This window comes from Streptomyces hilarionis, from assembly GCF_024539675.1.
GTDB lineage: Bacteria > Actinomycetota > Actinomycetes > Streptomycetales > Streptomycetaceae > Streptomyces > Streptomyces hilarionis.
Window position 1 is genome coordinate 1 of record NZ_JAHHIT010000092.1, and the last position, 20,853, is coordinate 20,853.

The following is a 20,853-nucleotide window of genomic DNA, read 5'->3' on the forward strand; positions in this document are numbered from 1 at the left end:
CGACCCACCCGACCGGTCCGGTCGGGTGGGTCGGCCGGGTCAGGTCGGTCATCGTTCCTCCGCGGCGCGCAGATGGTGCAGGGCGTAGGTGCGCCAGGGGCGCCAGGTGTCGGGGACGTCCGCGCCGGGCGGCGCGACGTCGGGGTCGCCGAGGGACCGGGCGCGGATCGCCGCGACCGTCCGCTCGTCCAGGCCGGGCAGCGCCAGCAGCGCGGCCTGGGCGTCGTCCCGGTCGGCGCCCGGGTCCAGCCGTACGGCGCCGTCGGCGAGGGCGGCGGCCAGGGCGCCCAGCGGGCCGTCGGGCTCGGACTGCGCCAGCACGGCCGGCTCGGGGAAGAGATGGGTGAGGGTCCCGCACGGGGCGTCCAGGGCCTTGCCGTAGGCGCGCACGAGCCGCTCCGCCCGGGCCCGCCCGACGAGCGCCCGCACCGCGTGTTCCTCCGGGTCGGCCGCCCCCGGCGCGCGCAGCCCGGGACGGGCGTCGACGAGCGGTGCGAGCCGCGGATCGGCGCCGAGCCGCTCGTCGACGGCGTACGGGTCGGCGTCGAGGTCGAAGAGCCGCCGCAGGCGCTGGACCGCGGTGGTGAGGTCGCGGGGGTCGGTGAGGTGCAGCCGGGCGTCGAGCCAGCCGCCGGGATGGACCGCGCAGGCGCGGTCCTGGTTGCCCGCCCGCTCGTCGACCGCGACGATCCCGGTGCCGTACGGCAGCCGCAGCGTACGGCGGTAGGTGCGCCGGCCCGGCGGCCCGCTCACCTCCTCCACCCCGGCCACGGCCTCGCGTTGCAGCAGGTCGAACACGGTCTGTGCGTGGTAGGGGCCCCGGTGCGCGAGGCGCAGCGGGATGCCGGCGGCGGGCGTGGCGGTACGGCGCTGCGCGCGGACGGCGGCCCGCAGCCCGCTCGGGGTCGTCGCGTACACGGCGCGGACGGTGTCGTTGAACTGGCGCACGCTGGCGAAGCCGGACGCGAAGGCGATCTCGGTGACCGGCAGTCCGGTCGTCTGCAACAGCACCCGCGCGGTGTGCGCGCGCTGTGCCCTGGCGAGCGCGACCGGTCCCGCGCCGAGCTCGGCGGTGAGCTGCCGCTGCACCTGACGGGCGCTGTAGCCGAGCCGGTCGGCGAGTCCGGCGACCCCTTCCCGGTCGACGATCCCGTCGCCGATCAGACGCATGGCCCGGCCGACGACGTCGGCGCGCGCGTTCCAGTCCGCCGACCCGGGCACGGCGTCGGGACGGCACCGCCGGCAGGCCCGGAACCCCGCGCCCTGCGCGGCGGCGGCCGTCGCGAAGAACCGCACGTTGTGCCGTTTCGGCGTCACGGCCGGGCAGCTCGGCCGGCAGTAGATGCCGGTGGTCGCGACGGCGAAGAAGAACGCGCCGTCGAACCGGGCGTCCCGGCTGCGGACCGCTTCGTAGCGGGTGTCCTGGTCCGTCATGGGTCCAGTCTCAGCCCGCGGCGACCGCCCTGCTGGCGGAAATCGGACGTGACGTCCCCGACACCGGCCCCGCCGGCGTCACCGGCCGCACCGGTGACGCCGCGGGAGTCGTGGTCTTGGTGGACGTCGTGGACACGGTCCGCCCCGGAGCCGTCGTCCGCGCCGAGGGCCGCCCGTCAGCGAGGCGGTGCGGGCCGCCACGGCCCCCGGCCCCGCTTCGCCTCTCCGGCCGCGCGGCCCTCGGCCTGCCTGCGCTTCCAGCCCTGCCGGACCCCGGCGCGCATGCGCGCGTCGGACTTGGCGACGATCCACTCGTTCTCCCGGACGAGCTTGCGGTAGCTCTCCAGCCTGCGCAGCGGCAGCGCGCCGTCGTCGACGGCCGCGCGCACGGCGCACCCCGGCTCGGCGTCGTGCGCGCAGTCCTGGAACCGGCAGTCGCGGGCGAACTCCTCGATCTCCGAGAACACCTGGCCGACGCCTCCGCCGGCGTCCCAGAGGCCGACGCCGCGCAGTCCGGGCGTGTCGATGAGGACGCCGCCGCCGGGCAGCGGAAGCAGGTTGCGGGTCGTGGTGGTGTGGCGTCCCTTGCCGTCCATGTCGCGGGTGGCCCGGACGTCCATCACGTCCTCGCCGACGAGGGCGTTGGCGAGGGTGGACTTGCCCGCACCGGACGCGCCGAGCAGCACGCAGGTGCCCCGCCCGATCAGCTCCGCCAGTTCCCCGACGCCCTCGCCGTCCCGGGCGCAGACGGTCAGGACGGGGACGCCGGGCGCGCTGGCGACGACGTCGTCGACCAGGTAGGACAACGCGACCGGGTCGGGCACCAGGTCGGCTTTGGTGAGCACGACGACGGGCTGGGCGCCGGACTCCCAGGCCAGGGCAAGGAAGCGCTCGACCCGGCCGAGGTCGAGTTCGACGGCCAGCGACATCGCGACGACGGCGTGGTCGACGTTCGCGGCGAGGATCTGCCCCTCCGAGCGCTTGGAGGAGGTGGAGCGCACGAAGGCGGTCCGGCGCGGGAGGAGGGTGCGCACATAGCGCGGATCGCCGCCCTCGGGGTCGACGGCGACCCAGTCCCCCGTGCAGACGACCTTCATCGGATCGCGGGGCACGACGAACTCGGTGTCCGCGCGAACGACGCCGGTCGCCGTCACGACGTCGCACAGACCCCGGTCGACGCGCACGACACGGCCGGGCAGCAGGTTCCGCCCGGAGAGCGGGGCGAACGCGGCGTCCCAGCCCTCGTCCCAGCCGTAGGCGGCGAGAGGGTGCGCGGAAACCGGGGAAACCGGAGAAACCGGGGAGGCGGAAGAAAGCGAAGAAGACGAGGAGGGTGAGGAAAGCGGGGAAGAGGAGGAATGCAAGGGAGACCCTTCACAGGGGCGGCCTCGGCAGCGCTCCGCTTCCGCACGGGAAGTCGTTCCCGTGCGGGAAGGAGGAAAAGGATACGGAGCGGGGAATTCGGTCAGCCGGAGACCGCGGTGGTGGTGTGAACGAACGTCCGGTCGCTGCGCACAGCGCCCTTGGTGGTGACAGTCATCGGTCACACCCCCTGTTCCTTGCCCGCGTCACGGCGGCGGCCGGCCCGGCCCCGCTCAGGTTCCCCCAGAGTAGGGACGTCGCGGGCCGGTCGCCACTGATTTTCCGTCGGGCGGCCGCCGTGGGGGCGCCCGACGGCGAGGGGCGGACGGCGGGCGGGACGGCGGCAAAAGGAAGGGCAAGGAGGTCACGCTCTCCTTGCCACTCTCAACGTATAGCGCACTGGGGGGCTTGCCACAAGGCCCCCTTCCGCACCGAGAATTCCCGGCCGGGGCAGGTCTCACGGAAACGGGGTGGCGATGATCGACGTCGTCGTGGTCGGCGGTGGGCCGACCGGCTTGATGCTGGCGGCCGAACTGCGGCTGGCCGGGGTGCGGACGGTCGTCCTGGAGAAGCTGGCCGAGCCGAGCGGCGAGTCCCGCGGCCAGGGCCTGCACGTGCGCAGCGTCGAGATCATGGACCAACGCGGTCTGCTGGAGCGGTTCCTGGCGGTCGCCGGGACGTTCTCGGCGGGCGGCCACTTCGGGGGCATCACCAAGCCGTGGCCGCAGGGGCTGGACACGGCGCACCCCTACGGCCTCGCCGTCCCCCAGCCGGAGACCGAGCGGCTGCTCGGTGAACGGGCCAGGGAACTCGGCGCGGGCATCCGCCGCGGCCGCGAGGTCGTGGGGCTGGAACAGGACGAGGCCGGCGTGGGCGTAGAGCTGGCGGACGGCGCCCGCCTGCGCTCGCGGTATCTCGTGGGCTGCGACGGCGGTCGCAGCACGGTGCGCAGGCTGCTGGGCGTGGGCTTCCCCGGCACGCCGGCCACGGTCGAGACGCTGCTGGGCGAGATGGAGGCCACCGAGGACCCGGCGACGATCGCGGCCGTCGTCGCCGAGGTGCGCCGGACCGAGCAGCGGTTCGGGCTCTTCCCGCTCGGGGGCGGGACGTACCGCGTGGTCGTGCCCGCCGACGGGGTGCGCGAGGACCGTGCGGCCACGCCGACCCTGGAGGAGTTCCGGACCCGGCTGCGGGCCGTGGCGGCGACCGACTTCGGTGTCCGCTCCCCGCGCCGGCTCTCCCGGTTCGGCGACGCCGCCCGGCAGGCCGAGCGCTACCGGGTGGGCCGCGTGCTGCTCGCGGGCGACGCGGCGCACGTCCACCCGCCGACCGGCGGGCAGGGACTCAACCTCGGTGTGCAGGACGCGTTCAACCTCGGCTGGAAGCTGGCCGCCGAGGTGAACGGCTGGGCGCCGGCGGGGCTGTTGGACACCTATCACGAGGAGCGGCATCCGGTGGGCGCCCGTGTCCTCGCCAACACCCGGGCGCAGATCACGCTGTTGGGGAGCGACCCGGGTGCGGCGGCGCTGCGGGAGCTGCTGTCCACGCTGATGGACTTCGAGGAGGTGAACCGGTACGTGACCGGGATGATCACCGCGGTCGACGTCCGCTACGACCTCGGCGAGGGCCACGAACTGCTCGGCCGCCGGCTGCGCGACGTGTCCCTGGGGGGCGGGCGCCGCCTCTACCCGCTGATGCACGCCGGTCGTGGTGTGCTGCTCGACCGGACCGGCCGGCTGTCGGCGCGGGGCTGGGCGGACCGGGTGGACCACGTGGTCGGTGAGGCCGGGGAACCGGACGTTCCCGCGGTCCTGTTGCGGCCGGACGGCCACGTCGTGTGGGTCGGCGAGGACCGGCGGGGGCTGACCGGCGGGCTGGAGAAGTGGTTCGGCGCGGCCGCCGCCCGCTCCGGGAGCGGACGACGGCCCGGGTGACGGCGACGGCTGGACGACGGCCGCCGCGCGGATCGCCGCGACGGCCGGACGTCGCTCAGGAGGCGGTGCAGGTCTTCCCGTTGAGGGTGAACGCGTAGGGCGCCGAGTTCTTCTTCTGCCAGGAGGCGAGGAACCCGAAGGTGAGCGTGCCGTTCGCGGAGACGGTCCGGTTGTAGTCGGCGGCGGTCGCGGTGACACGGGAGCCGCTCTGGGCGAGGCTCGCGTCCCACATCTGGTCCACCCGCTGGCCGTCGCGGAAGGACCAGGCCACGCGCCACGAGTCGAGCGCCTGGGCGGTGGTGACGGTGACGGTGGCCTGGAATCCGTCCGGCCACTGGTTGACCAGGTCGTACCGGACCTCGCAGGCCGCCTCGGGCCGGCTCCCCCCGGCGCCCGCGGTGGCCGAGGAGGTCCCCTGGGGCTCGGGGTCGGGCTTGCTCGCGGCGCCGGAGCCGGCGCCGTCGGCCGACGGCGTGGTGTTCGCGGACGGCGCGGGGCCGGACGAGGACGGCGCGGCGGAGGCCGCCGACGAGGACGCGGACGGCGGTGTGGAGCGCGGCCCGGCCACCGGGCTGCTGTCCGTGGGGCCGCTCCTTGCAAGGGTGTCGCCTCCGCTGTCGCCCGGCATCATCGAGACGGCGAGCGCCAGTCCGGAGACGAGGACGGCGGCGGTGAGCAGGGCGTTGCGCCGGACGCGCGCCCGGCTCGCGGCGGCTCGCGCGGCCGCGCCCTCCGGGTCCGCGGTGTCGGGGCGTGCGGGGCCGAGGCGCACCTCGGCGGCGCGCCGGCGGCGCTCCAGGTAGGCGAGGCCGCCCCAGCCGATGACGCCCTGGGCGAGGGCCGCGGGCAGCCCGCCCCCGTGCAGCCGCAGACAGGCCGCGGCTTCCGCGCACTCCACGCAGGTGGCGAGGTGCCGGGAGAGGTCGGGCGGGGTGTCGGCGGCGGGCGAGCGGGTGACGGCGTCGAGCAGCCGGACGTAGCTGCGGCACTCCGCGTCCATCGGCGTGTCGAGATGGTTGCGGTGGCAGCGGTCGCGGAACAGGCCGCGGACCTCGTTGAGCTCCTCCACGGCCGCGGCCGGGTCCAGGCCCTGGCGGCGGACGACGGCGTGCAGCGGCAGCGCCTCGACCTCCGCCAGCCACAGCAGGGCGGCGTCCGGTTCCTGCATGTCGCGCAGACCGCGCAGGGCGATGGGGCGGCTCAGCGGCGGACCGACGTAGCGTGCGGCCTTCCCCGAGTTCAGCCACAGGCGCAGGTCGGGGTCGAGTTTGTGGCCCTGCCCCTGGGTCTCCCAGACGGCCGCCGTGGTGCGCACGGCGGTCAGCAGCAGGGGGATCCGGGGCAGCCGGGACGAACGCCGGCCGGCGCCGCGCATGATGCCGTCCTCGGCGGCGCGGGCCTCGCGTATGCCCAGCGCGAACGCTTCTCGGGCCAGCTGGTTCGCCGCGGTCGAGCCGGACGTGCACAGGTCCGCGTACGACAGGACGGCGTCCCAGCACTCGGAGAACAGCGCGGCCTCGGCGGCGTCCTTCGGGGTCGGCAGGTCGGGCATGGGTCTCCTGCATCCACAAGCAAGGTCAACTCACCATGACGGCAATGGAGTTGGGGGGAACCTCGCGGCAGGGGCAGAGCTTTTCACGTTTCCCGCACAACTGACAAGCGCCCTGTTCAGATGTCATGTCCGGACAGCAGGACAGGACGGCGGGAGGCGCCCGCGCCCGCCGCCCGCGCCCTGTTGTACGGACGCGGGCCGCCTGCTGCTCAACGCCTGCGCGCCTTTTTCCGGACCAGTCGCAAAACACCTGTCGCGGCGGGCCGTTCGGGGCGGTCGCGCCGGACTATACGGTCGCTTCGTCCTGCGCCGGAAGGCTGTCCATGAAGGAGCTGACCGAGAACACGGCGCGGCCGGGTCCGGGCGGGCCGTAGCCGGGGGGCGAGGAGAGGCCGAAGTCCTCCATGGTCCGGCGGTAGGCCTGGAGCAGACGGATGTGGTACTCCAGCGGCGCGCCGTTCGGGTTGGCCTTGCCGAGCGGGGTCGTCGGCTCGGGGCACCAGGTGGTGAAGCGGGGCGTGATGCCGTGCGACATGAAGAACCGCAGGCCCTCGGTGGTGGACGCGATCGCCTCGTCGACCGTCTTGAACCCGAAGGGCTCGGCCATCTCGACGCCCGCGACGAAGTTGGGGATCACGTTGCGCGCGCCGAACACCTCCGCCGAGTCGAGGATCCTCTTGTGCCACTCGTCCCGGCCGACGTACCGCTCCTTGCCCGGGCAGTACATCTTGAACAGGTACTCGTCCCACACCTCGTAGTTGGGGTGGTAGATCTGCACCCCGTAGTCCTTGAAGCGCTGCACGTCGTCGCGGGGCAGCGCCTGGGCGACGACCTTGCCGATCCAGCGGCCCGGGAAGCGCTCCTCGATGGCCTTGGCGTAGTGGCCGTAGAAGTCGGCCTCGTCGCGCCCGGAGACGGTCTTGGTGATCGCGCCGCCGGTGAGGGTGTAGGCGGTGGACGCCTTCGCGGTGTCGTAGCGGTCGATGATCTCCAGGGCCTCGAGGACCTCCTCGACGTCCTTGACCCCGGTGTACGGCCGTCCCGCCGCCTTGTGCTGGCGCCAGTTGTGGTTGATGTCGCAGTACTGGCACTCCTCCTTGGCGCCGAAGTACTGGCACACCCGGAACACGGTCAGGTAGATCAGGTAACCCCACTGGATGGTGGGGGCGACCTCCATGACGGACTTCCCGTTGGAGAGCTTGTGCCGGTAGTACTCGGGCATGGGCGGGACGCCGACGTCGGCGATGCGCCTGCCGTCGAGGTACAGGCCGAGCACGCCCTCGTCGTCGGCGGCGACGCGGTACGGGGAGGCGGGGTTCACCCGGACCGAGACGACCGTGCGCCGCAGGTCGTAGGGGCCTCCGGTGAGGATGATCTCCTCCGGCGGGCGCCGCAGGGCGGCCTCGCCGAGCTCGGGCAGGGTGCCGTGGTCGAAGGAGAAGATGAAGTACGACTTCGGCTTGACCTCCCCCGACTCGTTGTCGCTGAGGGCGGAGGCGTCGAAGGCCACACCCCCGCGCAGCAGGTCCTCCTTGAAGACGGCCTCCCGCGGCACGTGCGGAAACCGCTCCATCAGATCCTCGACCAGCGCGGTACGGCTGCCCATCCGATCTCTCCTCCCGGCTCAGGCGTACGACTCCTCACGGTATGCCCCTGCCGGCGCGAGGGTGGGGGCGGGGGGCCTCGTGTTGCGGGCAGGGTAGGTTCCACCGGGGAACCGAGGGTTCCCGGACTCCTCGGAAGGGGCGAGCAGCCGCATGACGCAGACCGTGACCAACTGGGCCGGCAACATCGTCTTCAGCGCCGGGGAGGTGCGCCGCCCGCGCTCCCTGGACGAGCTGCGCACGCTGGTCGCGGGGAGCGCCCGGGTCCGGGTGCTCGGCAGCGGGCACTCCTTCAACGAGATCGCCGAGCCGGGCGCCGACGGGGTGCTGGTGTCGCTGGACGGCCTGAGCGGCGCGATCGACGTCGACACGGCGGCCCGCACGGTACGGGTCGGCGGCGGCGTCCGGTACGCCGAGCTGGCGCGCCGGGTGCACGAGCGGGGCCTCGCCCTCGCGAACATGGCCTCCCTGCCGCACATCTCGGTCGCCGGGTCGGTGGCGACCGGCACCCACGGGTCCGGGGTGGCCAACGGTCCGCTGGCCGCCTCGGTGCGGGAGGTGGAGATCGTCACCGCCGACGGCTCCACGGTGGTCGTCGGACGGGGCGAGCGGCGGTTCGAGGGCGCCGTCACCTCGCTGGGCGCCCTCGGCGTCGTCACCGCGCTCACCCTCGACCTGGAGCCCGCCTACGAGGTGGAGCAGCACCTGTTCACCGAACTCCCGCTGGAGGGGCTCGACTTCGAGACGGTCGCGGGCGCGGCGTACAGCGTCAGCCTGTTCACGGACTGGGGCGCGCCGGGGTTCCGGCAGGTGTGGGTGAAGCGGCGCACGGACGAGCCGCTCGCCGCGTTCCCGTGGGCCGAGCCCGCCGTGGAGGCGCTGCATCCGGTGCCGGGCATGCCGGCCGTGAACTGCACCGCGCAGCTGGGGGCGCCCGGACCGTGGCACGAGAGGCTGCCGCACTTCAGGGCGGAGTTCACCCCGAGCAGCGGCAACGAATTGCAGAGCGAGTACCTGCTGCCGCGTCCGCACGCCCTGCGGGCGCTGCGGGCGATCGACGGGATCCGCCGGACGGTCGCCCCCGCGCTTCAGATCTGCGAGGTGCGCACGGTGGCGGCCGACGAGCAGTGGCTGAGCCCCTCCTACGGCCGGGACACGGTGGCGCTGCACTTCACGTGGATCGAGGACACGGCGGCGGTGCTGCCGGTGGTGCGGGCCGTGGAAGCGGCGCTGGAGCCCTTCGAGCCGCGTCCCCACTGGGGCAAGGTCTTCGAGCTGCCCGCCCACGCGGTGCGCGGCCGATACCCCCGGATCGACGACTTCACGGCGCTCGCGCGGGTGCTGGATCCGGCCGGCAAGTTCAGCAACGCCTTCGTGCGCGACGTTCTGGGCGGCTGACGTCCGACCGGCCCGCGCGACTTTATAAAGCCCCTTTCCTAACCCCTTGTCGAACCGGGTGGCACGCCATAGCCTGGCGCGGCGCCGGAGCCGTCGCGGCGCCGGCCCGCCCGGCACGCGAAGGGACGGAAGGGATGAGGGGGCACATTCCATGAAGCGCGGCACGTCACGGGACATCCGCACCGCGAACCGCTACGAGGTGCTGCGCCAGATCATCGCCGCGTCGCCCACCTCCCGGCAGGAGCTCGCGGCCACGACCGGACTCTCGCTCGCCACGGTCGCCACCCTCGTCGGCGAGCTGCTCGACCTCCGCATGATCACGGAAGTCGGGTTCGAGGACTCGGCGGGCGGCCGCCCCCGGGGACTCGTGGCCGTCAACGCGTCGGGGGGCGCGTTGATCGGCGTGGACATCGCGGAGACGTACGTCCATGTGGAGCTGTTCGATCTCGCGCTGAACGTGCTGGCGCGCGCCGAGGAGAACATGCGGCCCGGCGAGAGCCGCCCGCAGCAGGTGGTGAGCCTCGTCGCCGCGGCCGCCGGCTCGGTCGTCGCCCAGGCCGGGGTGGAGGCCGCCCGGGTGCTCGGCGTCGGGGTGAGCGTGCCCGGCCAGGTGGACCGCGCGACGGGCGTCTCCGAGTACGCCGCCAACTGGGACTGGCACGACGTGCCGTTGCTCGACCTCCTCGCGGAACACATCGCCTATCCGCTCTACCTGGACAATCCGCTGCGGGCCGGCGCGGTCGCCGAGCTGTGGTTCGGGGCGGCCCGCGGGCACGGGGACGCCGTGGTGGTCAACCTCGGCACCGGCGTCGGCGCCGGTCTGGTGCTCGGCGGCGAACTGCACCGGGGGGTGAGCAACAGCGCGGGCGAGTGGGGGCACACCACCCTCGTCCTGGACGGCCGGCCCTGCCGTTGCGGCAACCGCGGCTGCGTGGAGACCTACGTCGGCGCGCCCGGCATCATGCAGAATCTCGGTGAACTCTTCCCGGACAGCCCGCTGTTGCATCCCGACGACCAGACGGCCACCATCGACGCGCTGGCGGTCGCGGTCGCCGCGGACGAGCCGTCGGCCGTCCGGGTCGTCCGCGAGACCGCGCGGTATCTCGGGGCGGGCATCGCCAACCTCATCAACGTGCTCAATCCCGAGGTGGTCGTGCTGAGCAGCTGGGTCGCGGCCCGGCTCGGCGAGCCCCTGGTGAAGGAGGTGCGCGAGGCGGTGGCGCGGCACGCCCTGAAGCGGCCGCTGGCGGCCAACCGGATCGTCATCAGCCCGATCCCGACCGATCCGGCCTGTCTGGGCGCGGCGACGTTCGCTCTCGAAGGCGCGCTCCAGTCGGTCGGCCAGCGCAACGTCAGACGCACCGCCGCCGCGGGAGGACGCAGCCGCACGGCGTCGGCCGGATGAGCGGGAGCAGCCGTGCGCGGCGCCTCGTCGACGCCGGCAGGGCGCTCCCCGGGCGGTAGCGCGCCCGGGGGTCGCCCCCTTGGACCGAGGGCCGCCGGCCCCTGACACCGGCGGCCCTCACCTCCCTTCCCGCGCCCCGTCGGCGCACCGCACCGCTCCTGCGTCAACACGCTCCCGGAGTCCGCCCGTTCGCCATACCGAACGGATCGCAACGCTTCGAACAGACTTCGTCCAACCCCTTGCCGAAGCCTTAGCCGAAGGTTAACGTCCCGCTCCGCGGCGCCATGTGAGGGCATCCGGCGCCGAAGCCGCCGAGCGCAGCCGTACTCGAGACAAGGACGTCATCATGTCGGCAATGAGCAACAGCAACTGGTCCCGCCGCTCCCTCTTCCGGGCCGCGGCGGGCATGGCCGCGGCCGGCACGCTCGCCGCCTGCGGCAGCAACAACGGCAGGGGCGGAGGGTCGGGCTCGGGCGTCGACCTGACGCAGTTCTTCCACGCGTACGGCGAGCAGGGCACCGAGCAGGCGATCAGGAAGTACGCGAAGGCCTACGACAAGGCGAACGTGACCACCCAGTGGATCACCAGCGCCGACTTCGAGAGCAAGCTCTTCGCCACGTTGCTCACCAAGAACGCGCCGGACCTGTTCGAGTTCCACCCGCAGATCCAGATGATCAAGAGCGGCCAGGTGGCGGACCTGACCGACATCATCGAACCGGTCAAGAGCGACTTCAACCCGGCCGACATCAAGTCGCACACGGTCGACGGCAAGATATACGGCGTCCGCATGATCGACGACCCGCAGTTCTTCTTCTACCGCAAGTCGATGCTGGAGAAGGCCAAGGTCCAGGTCCCGACCACGCTCGACGAGCTGATGGAGGCCGCGGCCAAGCTCACCACCGGCAAGGTCAAGGGCCTGTACATGGGCGACGACCTGCACAGCGTCATCAGCCCGATGATCTGGTCCGCGGGCGCCGACACCCTCGACGAGAAGAACCAGATCGCCTACCACACCCCGGGCGTCGTCGAGGGCATCAAGAAGATGCGCAAGCTGTTCACCAGCGGCCACCTGCTGCTCGGCGCGCCGACCGCGTCCTGGGACCCCGCCTCGTTCATCCAGGGCCTGTGCGCCATCCAGTTCTGCGGCATGTGGGCGATGCCGGCCATCCAGAAGGCGCTCGGCGACGACTGGGGCGTCTTCCCCTTCCCCAAGACCGTCGACTCCGGCAAGCAGTCGGTCTACAACGGCGGCTGGTCGATGTTCGTCAACGCCAAGGGCAAGGACGTGGACGCGGCCAAGGAGTACGTCAAGTGGCTGTGGATCGACCAGAAGAAGTACCAGGAGGAGTGGGCCACCTCCTTCGGCTTCCACATCCCGCCGCGCACCTCGATCGCGCAGACCGCCACCAAGCTCAAGTCGGGCAACGCCGCCGAGGGCGTCAAGCTGTTCAACGAGTTCGGGCACTTCGACAACATCGGCTGGACCCAGGCCATGATCACCTCGCTCGAGGACGTCTTCGCCAACGCCGTGCGCAAGGACATGGACCCGGAGGCCGCGCTGGACAAGGCGGACGCGGCCGTCAACCGCGAACTCAAGAAGCTGTTCGGATAGGCCGCGGGACGGACTGCGTCATGTCGACGACCGAGGCGCGCGACCGCGCGCACCCCGCCCCGGCCAAGGCCTCCCCGGCCGGGCCGCGGCGGGCGCTGCGGGGCAGCCCCACCCTCAACTTCTGGCTCTTCACCGGGCCGTTCCTCATCGGTCTGGCGATCTTCGTCTACGCGCCGATCCTGTGGAGCATCTGGCTCAGCTTCTTCGAAGCCCGCTTCACCGTCACGCCCGACAAGTTCGTCGGCTTCGAGAACTACACGTACATGCTGACGAACGACGACTTCGTCGGCTCGCTCGTCACCTTCACCGTCTTCGCCGCGTTCATCGTGCCCACCACCTGGGCGGTCTCGCTGGGCCTGGCCCTGCTGGTGAACCGGCTGCGCTTCATGCGGGCCTTCTTCCGCTCGGTCTTCTTCCTGCCGACCGCGTGCAGCTACGTGGCCGCCTCGCTGATCTGGAAGATGTCCATCTTCAGCGGGGTCCGCTTCGGCATGATGAACACGGTCCTCGGCTGGTTCGGGGTCGACAACATCGCCTGGCTGGTCGATCCCAACCCGCCCTGGTACTGGCTCGTCATCGTCTCAGCCCGGCTGTGGCTTCAGTCCGGCTTCTACATGATCCTGTTCCTGGCCGCGTTGCAGAACATCCCGGGCGAGCTGTACGAGGCGGCCGCCATCGACGGCGCCAAGCCGGGCTGGCAGACCTTCCGCCACATCACCCTGCCCCAGCTGCGCGCCACGTCCACCGCGGTCATCCTGCTGCTGCTCATCGCCGCCTACCAGGCCTTCGACGAGTTCTTCAACCTCCTGTCGAAGACGACCTGGGGCCGGCCGCCCCTGGTCGAGCTGTACTACAAGGCCCTCGGTGAGAGCCAGGACTACGGCGCCGGCAGCGCGGGCGCGGTGATCCTGACCGTGCTGATCTGCGCGGTGACCCTGCTCCAGGGCAAGTTCCTGGGCTTCGGAAGGGGGGAGGAGTCCAAGTGACCACCACACTGCCCGAGGTGCGCGAACCCGCGCCCCCCTCGTCCGGCAAGGTCCGCCGCGGCAGGCGCGGCGGCGGCGTGATGAGCTCCACCGGGCTGTACATCGCCACCGGGAGCGCCGCGTTCTTCTTCCTCGTCCCGTTCTACCTGCTGGTCCGCAACGCCCTCTCCACCGACGCCGAGATCACCGGGGAGAACTGGAAGTTCTTCCCCACCGACCTCCAGTGGGGCAACGTCAGAGAACTCTTCACGGACGAGACGGTGCCCTTCGCGCAGTCCCTGTGGAACTCCGCGGTCGTGGCCACCCTGCACACCGTCGGCGTCCTCCTGGTGTGCTCGCTCGCCGGCTACGGCCTCGCCCGCATCCCCTACCGGCACGCCAACAAGGTCTTCTACGCCGTCCTGGGCACCCTGATGGTGCCGACGGCGGTCACCTTCGTCCCGAGCTTCGTCCTGGTGTCGTCGCTCGGCTGGGTGGACACCTACCGTGGTCTGATCGTCCCGGGACTGTTCAGCGGTTTCACGTGCTTCCTCTTCCGGCAGTACTTCCTCGGGTTCCCCAGGGAACTGGAGGAGGCGGCGCGGGTGGACGGACTGGGCTACTGGGGCGCGTACTGGCGCATCGTGGTGCCCAACTCGCTGAACTTCTTCGCGGCGATGGCGACCATCACGTTCATCAACGGCTGGAACTCCTTCCTGTGGCCGCTGGTCATCGGCCAGGACCCGGGTTCGTGGACCGTCCAGGTCGCGCTCTCCAACTACATGACCAACCAGACCGTCATCTTCCACCTGATCTTCATGGCGACCGCCTTTTCCATCCTGCCCCTGGTGTTCGTGTTCCTCTTCCTCCAGCGCTGGCTGGTCCAGGGGATCGCACAGACCGGCATCAAGGGCTGACCTAGGAGACCGATGTCCTCGCGCCCCTCCCCCTCTCCCGCTTCCGCACGAGCGGGGGGACCCCCGCCCGCCGACTACGTCGAGGACGTCTCGCCCGGCTCCGGGGCTCTCGCGCCCCGCGCCTGGTACGCGGACTCGGACGCGAAGTCCTTCTCGCTGAACGGGCGCTGGCGACTGCGCCTGTCGGCGACGGCCGACGCCGAGGACGACGCGTTCGCCGGGGAGGGGTACGACGCCGGGGACTGGGCCGAGGTCACGGTCCCCGGCCACTGGGTGCTGCAAGGGGAGGGCGCCTTCGGCTCCCCCGTCTACACCAACCACCTCTATCCCTTCCCCGTCGACCCGCCCCGGGTCCCGACGGAGAACCCGACCGGCGACCACCTGCGGGTCTTCGACCTGCCCGAGGGATGGCCCGACGCCCGCGAGGGCGACGTCGTCCTGCGCTTCGACGGCGTCGAGTCCTGCGCGCGGGTGTGGCTGAACGGCACGGACGTCGGCGAGTTCAAGGGGTCGCGGCTGGCGCACGAGTTCGCGGTCGGCCATCTGCTGCGGCCGCGCGGCAACGTCCTCGCCGTCCGGGTCCACCAGTGGTCGGCGGGCTCGTACCTGGAGGACCAGGACCAGTGGTGGCTGCCGGGCATCTTCCGTGACGTGACGCTGCTGCACCGTCCGGCGGACGGCGTCGGCGACTTCTTCGTGCACGCCTCCTACGACCATGTCACGGGCGAGGGCCGGCTGTGCGTGGACTCCGACGTCGAGGGGCGGGTCGTCGTGCCCGCCCTGGACATCGATGTCGCGACCGGCCGGGCGGTCACGGCGGCGGTGCGCCCGTGGACGGCGGAGACGCCCACGCTCTACGACGGCGTTCTGGTGACGCCGGGCGAGCGCGTGCCCCTGCGCATCGGGTTCCGCACCGTCGAGCTGGCCGACGGCCTGATCAAGGTCAACGGCCGCCCGGTGCTCTTCAAGGGCGTCAACCGGCACGAATGGCACCCCGAGACGGGCCGCGCCCTCGACGTGGAGACCATGCGCGAGGACGTGCTGCTGATGAAGCGGCACAACGTCAACGCGGTGCGCACCTCGCACTACCCGCCGCACCCGGCGTTCCTCGACCTGTGCGACGAGTACGGGCTGTGGGTGATCGACGAGTGCGACCTGGAGACCCACGGCTTCGTCGAGCAGGACTGGCGGGACAACCCCGTCGACGACGACCGCTGGACCCCCGCCCTGCTCGACCGCGCGGCCCGCATGGTCGAACGGGACAAGAACCACCCGTCGGTCGTGGTCTGGTCCCTCGGCAACGAGGCCGGCACCGGACGCGGACTCACCGCCATGGCCGAGTGGATCCGCGCCCGCGACTCCTCGCGCCTCGTGCACTACGAGGGCGACGTCACCTGCCGTGACACGGACGTCTACTCGCGGATGTACGCCTCTCACGAGGAGGTCGAGCGGATCGGCCAGGGGCTGGACGGCGGCGCCCTCGGCCGCCGCCGACTCCCCTTCATCCTGTGCGAGTACGCGCACGCCATGGGCAACGGACCCGGCGGACTGGCCGACTACCAGCGGATCTTCGAGGCCCACGACCGGCTCCAGGGCGCCTTCGTCTGGGAGTGGATCGACCACGGGATCAGGCACCCGCGGCTGGGCTACGCCTACGGCGGCGACTTCGGCGAGGAACTGCACGACGGGAACTTCGTCTGCGACGGCCTGGTCTTCCCCGACCGCACCCCTTCCCCCGGACTCGTCGAGTTCAAGAAGGTGATCGAGCCCGTCGCCCTGGAGGCCGTCGGCGAGGGCACGGTGCGCGTCACCAACAAGCACGACTTCGCCGACCTCTCGGCACTCGCCTTCACCTGGGCCTTCGAGGCGGACGGCGAGACCGTCGCGTCCGGGTCGCTCGCCGTGCCGCCGCTCGCGGCGGGCGAGTCGGCCGACGTCGCCCTGCCGGAGCCGCCGGCGGGCGCCCCGGCGGGCGCGGAGACCGGATGGACCGTCCGGGCCGTGCTGGCCGGGGACACCGCCTGGGCGCGCGCGGGGCACGTGGTCGCCTGGGGCCAGGCGGCGGTCGCGCCGCGCACGCCGTCGTCCCTCGGTCCGGCGGTGGCGCCGGCCGTCGGGGAACGGCTTGTCACCGTGGGCCCCGCCTCCTTCGACGTCCGCACGGGCGAGCTGCGCGCCCTCGGCGCGGTGGCGGTGACCGGTCTGCGCCTGGACGTGTGGCGGGCGACCACCGACAACGACGACGGCGCGTCCTGGCAGTCGGACGTCCGCCACGGGCCGCTGTGGCGCAAGCTCGGCCTGCACCGGATGCGGCACCGGCTGGACGCGGTCGAAGCCGGCGACGACGCGCTGACGGTGCGCACCCGGGTGGCCCCGGCCGGCTGGGAGCTGGGTCTGTCGACGGTCTACCGGTGGACGTCGGACGGCGACCGCGTGCGGCTGACCGTCTCCGTGACCCCCGAGGGCGACTGGACGGTGCCGCTCCCCCGCCTCGGCGTCCGCTTCGGACTGCCCGACGCGGACCGGGTGACCTGGTTCGGCGGCGGCCCCGGCGAGGCGTATCCGGACAGCAGGTCGGCGGCCGCCCTCGGCCGCTGGCAGTCGACCGTCGACGCCCTTCAGACGCCGTACGTCCGCCCCCAGGAGAACGGCGCCCGGGCCGACGTCCGCTGGGCGGAGCTCGGCGGACTGCGCATCGACGGCGACCCGGCCTTCTGGTTCACCGCGCGACGCTGGACGACCGAGCAGCTCGACGCCGCCGCCCACCGCAGCGACCTGGCCCCGGGCGGGACGGTGTGGGTCAACCTCGACCACGGCCAGCACGGGCTCGGCTCCCAGTCCTGCGGCCCGGGCCCGCTGCCCCGGCACTTCCTGAACGCGGCGCCCGCGCGGTTCTCGTTCGTCTTCACCCCCACGGCCTGACCGGCCGGGACCCGACCGGCCGGCGGCCGACCGACCGGCCCGAACCGAAGGAGCGATCGACCATGTGATCGACGCGCAGACACGATGACCTCGTCTCCCGCGGCCGGCCGGCTCCCCCGCCGGCCGGCCGCGCATCACCGGAGGTGGAACGAGTGATCGGCAGCATCCAGGTGCGCGGCCTGTCCCGCACCTTTCACACCACCGTCCGCCGGCCCGGCCTCGTCGGAGGCCTGCGCTCCCTTCTCGACCCGGAGCGGGTCGCCCGGCACGCCGTCCGCGACGTCACCTTCGACGTCGCCCCCGGGGAGCTCCTCGCGCTGCTCGGCCCGAACGGCGCCGGCAAGTCCACCACGATCAAGATGCTGACCGGCATCCTGACCCCCACCTCCGGCGAGGCGCGCGTCGCGGGCGTGGTCCCGTACCGCGAGAGGGAGCGCAACGCCCGCAACATCGGGGCCGTGTTCGGCCAGCGCACCCAGTTGTGGTGGGACCTCCCGGTGCGCGAGTCGTTCTCGATCCTGCGTGACATCTACGACGTCCCGTCAGCCGAACACCGCGCCCGGCTGGCCGAGTTCGACGCCCTGCTCGAGCTGTCCGCCTTCTGGGACACCCGGGTGCGCCACCTCTCGCTCGGCCAGCGCGTGCGCTGCGACCTGGCGGCGGCCCTGCTGCACGACCCGCCCGTGGTCTTCCTCGACGAACCGACGATCGGCATGGACGTGGTGGTGAAGGAACAGGTCCGCGAGTTCCTGCGCCACCAGGTCGAACAGCGCGGGCGGACCGTCCTGTTGACGACCCACGACATGACCGAGGTCGAGCGGCTGGCCGAACGCGTGGTGCTGGTCAACCACGGCCGGGTGGTGCTGGACGGCACGCTCGACGAGATCCGCCGCACCTTCGGCTCGACGTGGCAGGTGCGGGTCACCCTCGCCGACCCGCAGGCCGAGCCGGTGGACCTGCCGGGCATCGCCGTGCTGCGACGCGAGGGCTCCCGGGTGGTGTTCGGCCCCCGGGGTCCCGGCGCGCCGACCGTGCACCAGGCGCTGAAGTCGGTCGTCGAACGGTACGAGGTGACGGACATAGCCCTCGACGAGGCCGAGCTGGAGGACGTCATGCGGGCCGCGTACGCACAGGCCGGGGACACGCCGTGACGGCCCTGTACGCCTGGCGCGTCGCCCGGGTGACGCCGCTCGGCGAACTGCTCGCCCCGCCCCGCATGACCGCGGCCCTGCTGCGGCTGGTCGTGCAGGTCGTGCTGGTGGCGTCCCTGTGGAGCGGCCTGTACGCGCACTCGGGCCCCACCGCCGGTCTGAGCCGCGACCAGGCGGTCACCTACGCCGTCCTGGCCGTGCTCGCCTCCCGGCTGCGGGAGCTGGATCAGTACACGGCCCGGGACACCGTCATCCAGCACCTGCATTTCGGCACCATCGTCTACTGGTACCTGCGCCCCTTGTCGCCGCAGCGCTACTACGCCCTGCGGGCGCTCGGCGAGCAACTGTACGGGCTCGCCTGGGCGGTGACGGGATACGCCGTCTGCCTCGCCTCCGGGGTGGTGCGGCCGCCCGCGTCGGCCGCGGCGGCGGGGGTGTTCGCGCTGAGCCTGCTGCTCGGCCAGTGGGTCCTGTACTACGTCATGCTGGCCATCGACCAGTTGTGCTTCTTCACGCTCCGCAACGACGCCGCGCTGCTCATCCTCCTCTTCGCGCAGAACCTGCTGGCCGGGGTGTACGCGCCGCTGTGGTTCTTCCCGGACTGGTTCGTCACGCTCAGCGGATTCCTGCCGTTCCAGGCCACGCTGAGCGTGCCGCTGTCGCTCTACGTGGGCCGCGTCGCGCTGTCGGACGCCGGTCCCGCCCTGCTGGTGCAGGCCGCGTGGCTGGTGACGCTGGCCGTGTTCACCCGGCTGGTGTGGCGTCTCGCCGCCCGGCAGGTCATCTCGCAGGGAGGCTGACGCCCTTGAAAGCCGCACGCCTCGCCTGGCGCATCACCCGGCTCAACTTCCGCGCCCAGCTGGAGTACCGCTCCGAGTTCCTGATGATGATCGCGATCGGCGCGGTCTGGCAGGTCTCGGTGATCGTCTTCGCCACCGTGCTGCTGACCCGGTTCAGCGGGATGGGCGGCTGGGACAGCTCGGACGTGCTGCTCATTCCGGCCACCCGGATGCTCGCCCACGGTCTGTTCGTCCTCTTCCTCGGACGTGTGCACGGCATCGGCCACTACATCCAGGAAGGACGGATCGACGTCTGCCTGATACGGCCCATGCCGGTGCATCTACAGGTCCAGCTGCGGGTGTTCCCCACCAACGCCATCGGCGACCTGACGGTGGCGGCGGGGCTGATGGCGGGCGCGCTCCGCCGCAGCGATCTCGACTGGACGGCGGGCCGGACCGCCTACCTGGTCGCGGCCGTCCTGGGCGGCATGCTCCTGGAGGCCGCCCTGTTCACGGCGCTGGCCTGCGCGGCCCTGCGCTTCCCGGCCGCCGACTACTGGGGCCGCTGGCTGGAGGAGCTGCTCGGCACGTTCGGCAGCTATCCGCTCAACGTCCTGCCCAGGGCGGTGGGCGGCCTGCTGACGTACGGCCTGCCCCTCGCGTTCGTGGCGTACCTCCCGGCCGCCGTCCTGACCGGCCACGGCCATGACACGAGCGTCCCCTACTGGCTGGCGGCGGTCTCCCCGCTGCTGGGGCTGCTGGCGTACGCCGGCTCGCGGCTGCTGTGGGGGTGGAGCCTCGGGCACTACACCGGGGTGGGCGGCTGACGTCCGCGCCGTCCGTCGCCACGGCGGTCTCCCGCCTCGCGGCACGGTCCGCACGGCGCCCACCGCCCGCTTCGTCGTCCACCGCGGCGGCGACGGCGGTGGCCGCCGCCGCGCGACCGCCTCCGGCCGGGGCGCGGCCCCGGTCCCGGCGTCGTCGACTCCGTCCGGACCGGGCCGCCGCCGGACACCGGGGCGGCCGGGTCAGTGGGCGCGGTACGCGCGCAGGAACGCGGCGACGCCGCCCTTCATCAGGCGCTCGGTCTCGTCCTTCGGCAGGGGCAGCACCCCGTAGTGGGACTGCTGGACGATCGTGGCGGAGACGAGCGCCGTGAAGTGCGTCGCCGCGAGGTCGGCGTCGCCGTGCACGTCGAGCAGCCCGGCGTCGGCCAGGCCCTGCATCGCCTCGGCCAGGGCCCGGCCGACCGGTCCCGGCCCCGCGTCCCGCCACGCGTCGAGCACGTCCCGGGGGACGTGGTCGGCCTCGGCGTGGATGTGGCGCACCAGGGCGAAGTGGTGGGGGTAGTCCGCCATGAGGCCGAGGAAGGCACGGGCCAGGGCGATCAGGTCCCGCTCGAGGTCCTGTGCGCGGGGCGGCCGCTCGGGATCCAGCACGGCGTGCAGCCGGGCGAGTTGGGCGTCCTTCACCTCGCCCGAGGTCCAGGTGACGACGGCACCGAAGAGCTGCGCCTTCCCCCCGGGGAAGTGGTTGTAGAGCGTGCGCGTCGACACGCCGGCCTCCGCGGCGAGCGCGTCGACGGAGGCGCGCGCGTAGCCCTCGCGCCCGAACACCGCGCACGCCGCGCCCGCCATCGCCATCTGTTTCTCCAGCTTGCGGGGGGAGACCGTGCGTCGCGCCTCCTCCACCCAGCTCTCGTTGGTGCTGCCCACTCCCGGACTCCTCACGGCGAAAATTACAACGAGCGTTGCACTTTTTACAGCGCTCGTTGTAGTTTACCGAAGGCGAGGCCGCGCCGCGCGGCCGCCGCTCCCC

At 72.6% G+C, this 20,853-nt stretch carries 15 protein-coding genes; 10 read left to right on the forward strand and 5 right to left on the reverse strand.

All coding sequences use genetic code 11. The features are described from left to right. Positions 1 to 48: 48 nt before the first annotated feature. Positions 49 to 1,434 (reverse strand): DNA-3-methyladenine glycosylase 2 family protein, encoded by a 1,386-nt coding sequence (locus KMS84_RS22690; RefSeq protein ID WP_256918258.1) that lies wholly within the window; start codon positions 1,432 to 1,434, stop codon positions 49 to 51. 176 nt (positions 1,435 to 1,610) lie between these two features. Next, on the reverse strand, positions 1,611 to 2,798 hold the full coding sequence (gene rsgA / locus KMS84_RS22695) for a ribosome small subunit-dependent GTPase A (protein WP_256918259.1): 1,188 nt from the start codon (positions 2,796 to 2,798) through the stop codon (positions 1,611 to 1,613). 474 nt (positions 2,799 to 3,272) lie between these two features. Here rsgA and rox point away from each other — a divergent pair, with 474 nt between their 5' ends. Beyond that, positions 3,273 to 4,730: a rifampin monooxygenase gene (gene rox, locus KMS84_RS22700; RefSeq protein ID WP_256918284.1), complete on the forward strand. Its 1,458-nt coding sequence runs from the start codon at positions 3,273 to 3,275 to the stop codon at positions 4,728 to 4,730. Positions 4,731 to 4,785: 55 nt separating this feature from the next. Here rox and KMS84_RS22705 read toward each other — a convergent pair whose 3' ends face one another. Beyond that, positions 4,786 to 6,282, reverse strand: a complete 1,497-nt coding sequence (locus tag KMS84_RS22705) for a cellulose-binding domain-containing protein (protein ID WP_256918260.1) — start codon at positions 6,280 to 6,282, stop codon at positions 4,786 to 4,788. 286 nt (positions 6,283 to 6,568) lie between these two features. Next, the gene (locus KMS84_RS22710; RefSeq protein ID WP_256918261.1) at positions 6,569 to 7,888 is read right to left on the reverse strand and encodes a radical SAM protein; all 1,320 of its coding nucleotides are present in this window, start codon (positions 7,886 to 7,888) and stop codon (positions 6,569 to 6,571) included. A gap of 151 nt (positions 7,889 to 8,039) precedes the next feature. On the opposite strand from KMS84_RS22710, the gene KMS84_RS22715 reads away from it, so the two are divergent. The 9 genes from KMS84_RS22715 to KMS84_RS22755 all read left to right on the forward strand — a co-directional run bounded on the left by KMS84_RS22715 (position 8,040) and on the right by KMS84_RS22755 (position 19,862). Further along, complete coding sequence (locus KMS84_RS22715; RefSeq protein WP_256918262.1) at positions 8,040 to 9,284, forward strand: FAD-binding protein; 1,245 nt, start codon at positions 8,040 to 8,042, stop codon at positions 9,282 to 9,284. 151 nt (positions 9,285 to 9,435) lie between these two features. Then, a complete protein-coding gene (locus KMS84_RS22720) occupies positions 9,436 to 10,689 on the forward strand; it encodes an ROK family protein (RefSeq protein WP_256918263.1) in 1,254 nt (417 codons plus the stop codon). A gap of 346 nt (positions 10,690 to 11,035) precedes the next feature. Next, positions 11,036 to 12,301, forward strand: coding sequence for an ABC transporter substrate-binding protein (locus KMS84_RS22725; protein ID WP_256918264.1), 1,266 nt, complete (start codon positions 11,036 to 11,038; stop codon positions 12,299 to 12,301). A 20-nt stretch (positions 12,302 to 12,321) separates the two neighbouring features. Then, positions 12,322 to 13,287, forward strand: a complete 966-nt coding sequence (locus tag KMS84_RS22730; protein ID WP_256918265.1) for a carbohydrate ABC transporter permease — start codon at positions 12,322 to 12,324, stop codon at positions 13,285 to 13,287. Next, the gene (locus KMS84_RS22735; protein ID WP_256918266.1) at positions 13,284 to 14,183 is read left to right on the forward strand and encodes a carbohydrate ABC transporter permease; all 900 of its coding nucleotides are present in this window, start codon (positions 13,284 to 13,286) and stop codon (positions 14,181 to 14,183) included. The genes KMS84_RS22730 and KMS84_RS22735 overlap by 4 nt, the downstream gene beginning before the upstream one ends. Positions 14,184 to 14,195: 12 nt before the next feature. Next, a complete protein-coding gene (locus tag KMS84_RS22740; protein ID WP_256918267.1) occupies positions 14,196 to 17,105 on the forward strand; it encodes a glycoside hydrolase family 2 TIM barrel-domain containing protein in 2,910 nt (969 codons plus the stop codon). A 152-nt stretch (positions 17,106 to 17,257) separates the two neighbouring features. Then, on the forward strand, positions 17,258 to 18,256 hold the full coding sequence (locus tag KMS84_RS22745) for an ABC transporter ATP-binding protein (protein ID WP_256918268.1): 999 nt from the start codon (positions 17,258 to 17,260) through the stop codon (positions 18,254 to 18,256). After that, the gene (locus KMS84_RS22750; protein ID WP_256918269.1) at positions 18,253 to 19,056 is read left to right on the forward strand and encodes an ABC-2 family transporter protein; all 804 of its coding nucleotides are present in this window, start codon (positions 18,253 to 18,255) and stop codon (positions 19,054 to 19,056) included. The genes KMS84_RS22745 and KMS84_RS22750 overlap by 4 nt, the downstream gene beginning before the upstream one ends. Positions 19,057 to 19,061: 5 nt before the next feature. Beyond that, the gene (locus KMS84_RS22755; protein ID WP_256918270.1) at positions 19,062 to 19,862 is read left to right on the forward strand and encodes an ABC transporter permease; all 801 of its coding nucleotides are present in this window, start codon (positions 19,062 to 19,064) and stop codon (positions 19,860 to 19,862) included. A gap of 201 nt (positions 19,863 to 20,063) precedes the next feature. On the opposite strand, the gene KMS84_RS22760 is transcribed toward KMS84_RS22755, so the two are convergent. Continuing rightward, the gene (locus tag KMS84_RS22760; protein ID WP_256918271.1) at positions 20,064 to 20,750 is read right to left on the reverse strand and encodes a TetR/AcrR family transcriptional regulator; all 687 of its coding nucleotides are present in this window, start codon (positions 20,748 to 20,750) and stop codon (positions 20,064 to 20,066) included. Between the last annotated feature and the right edge of the window lie 103 nt (positions 20,751 to 20,853).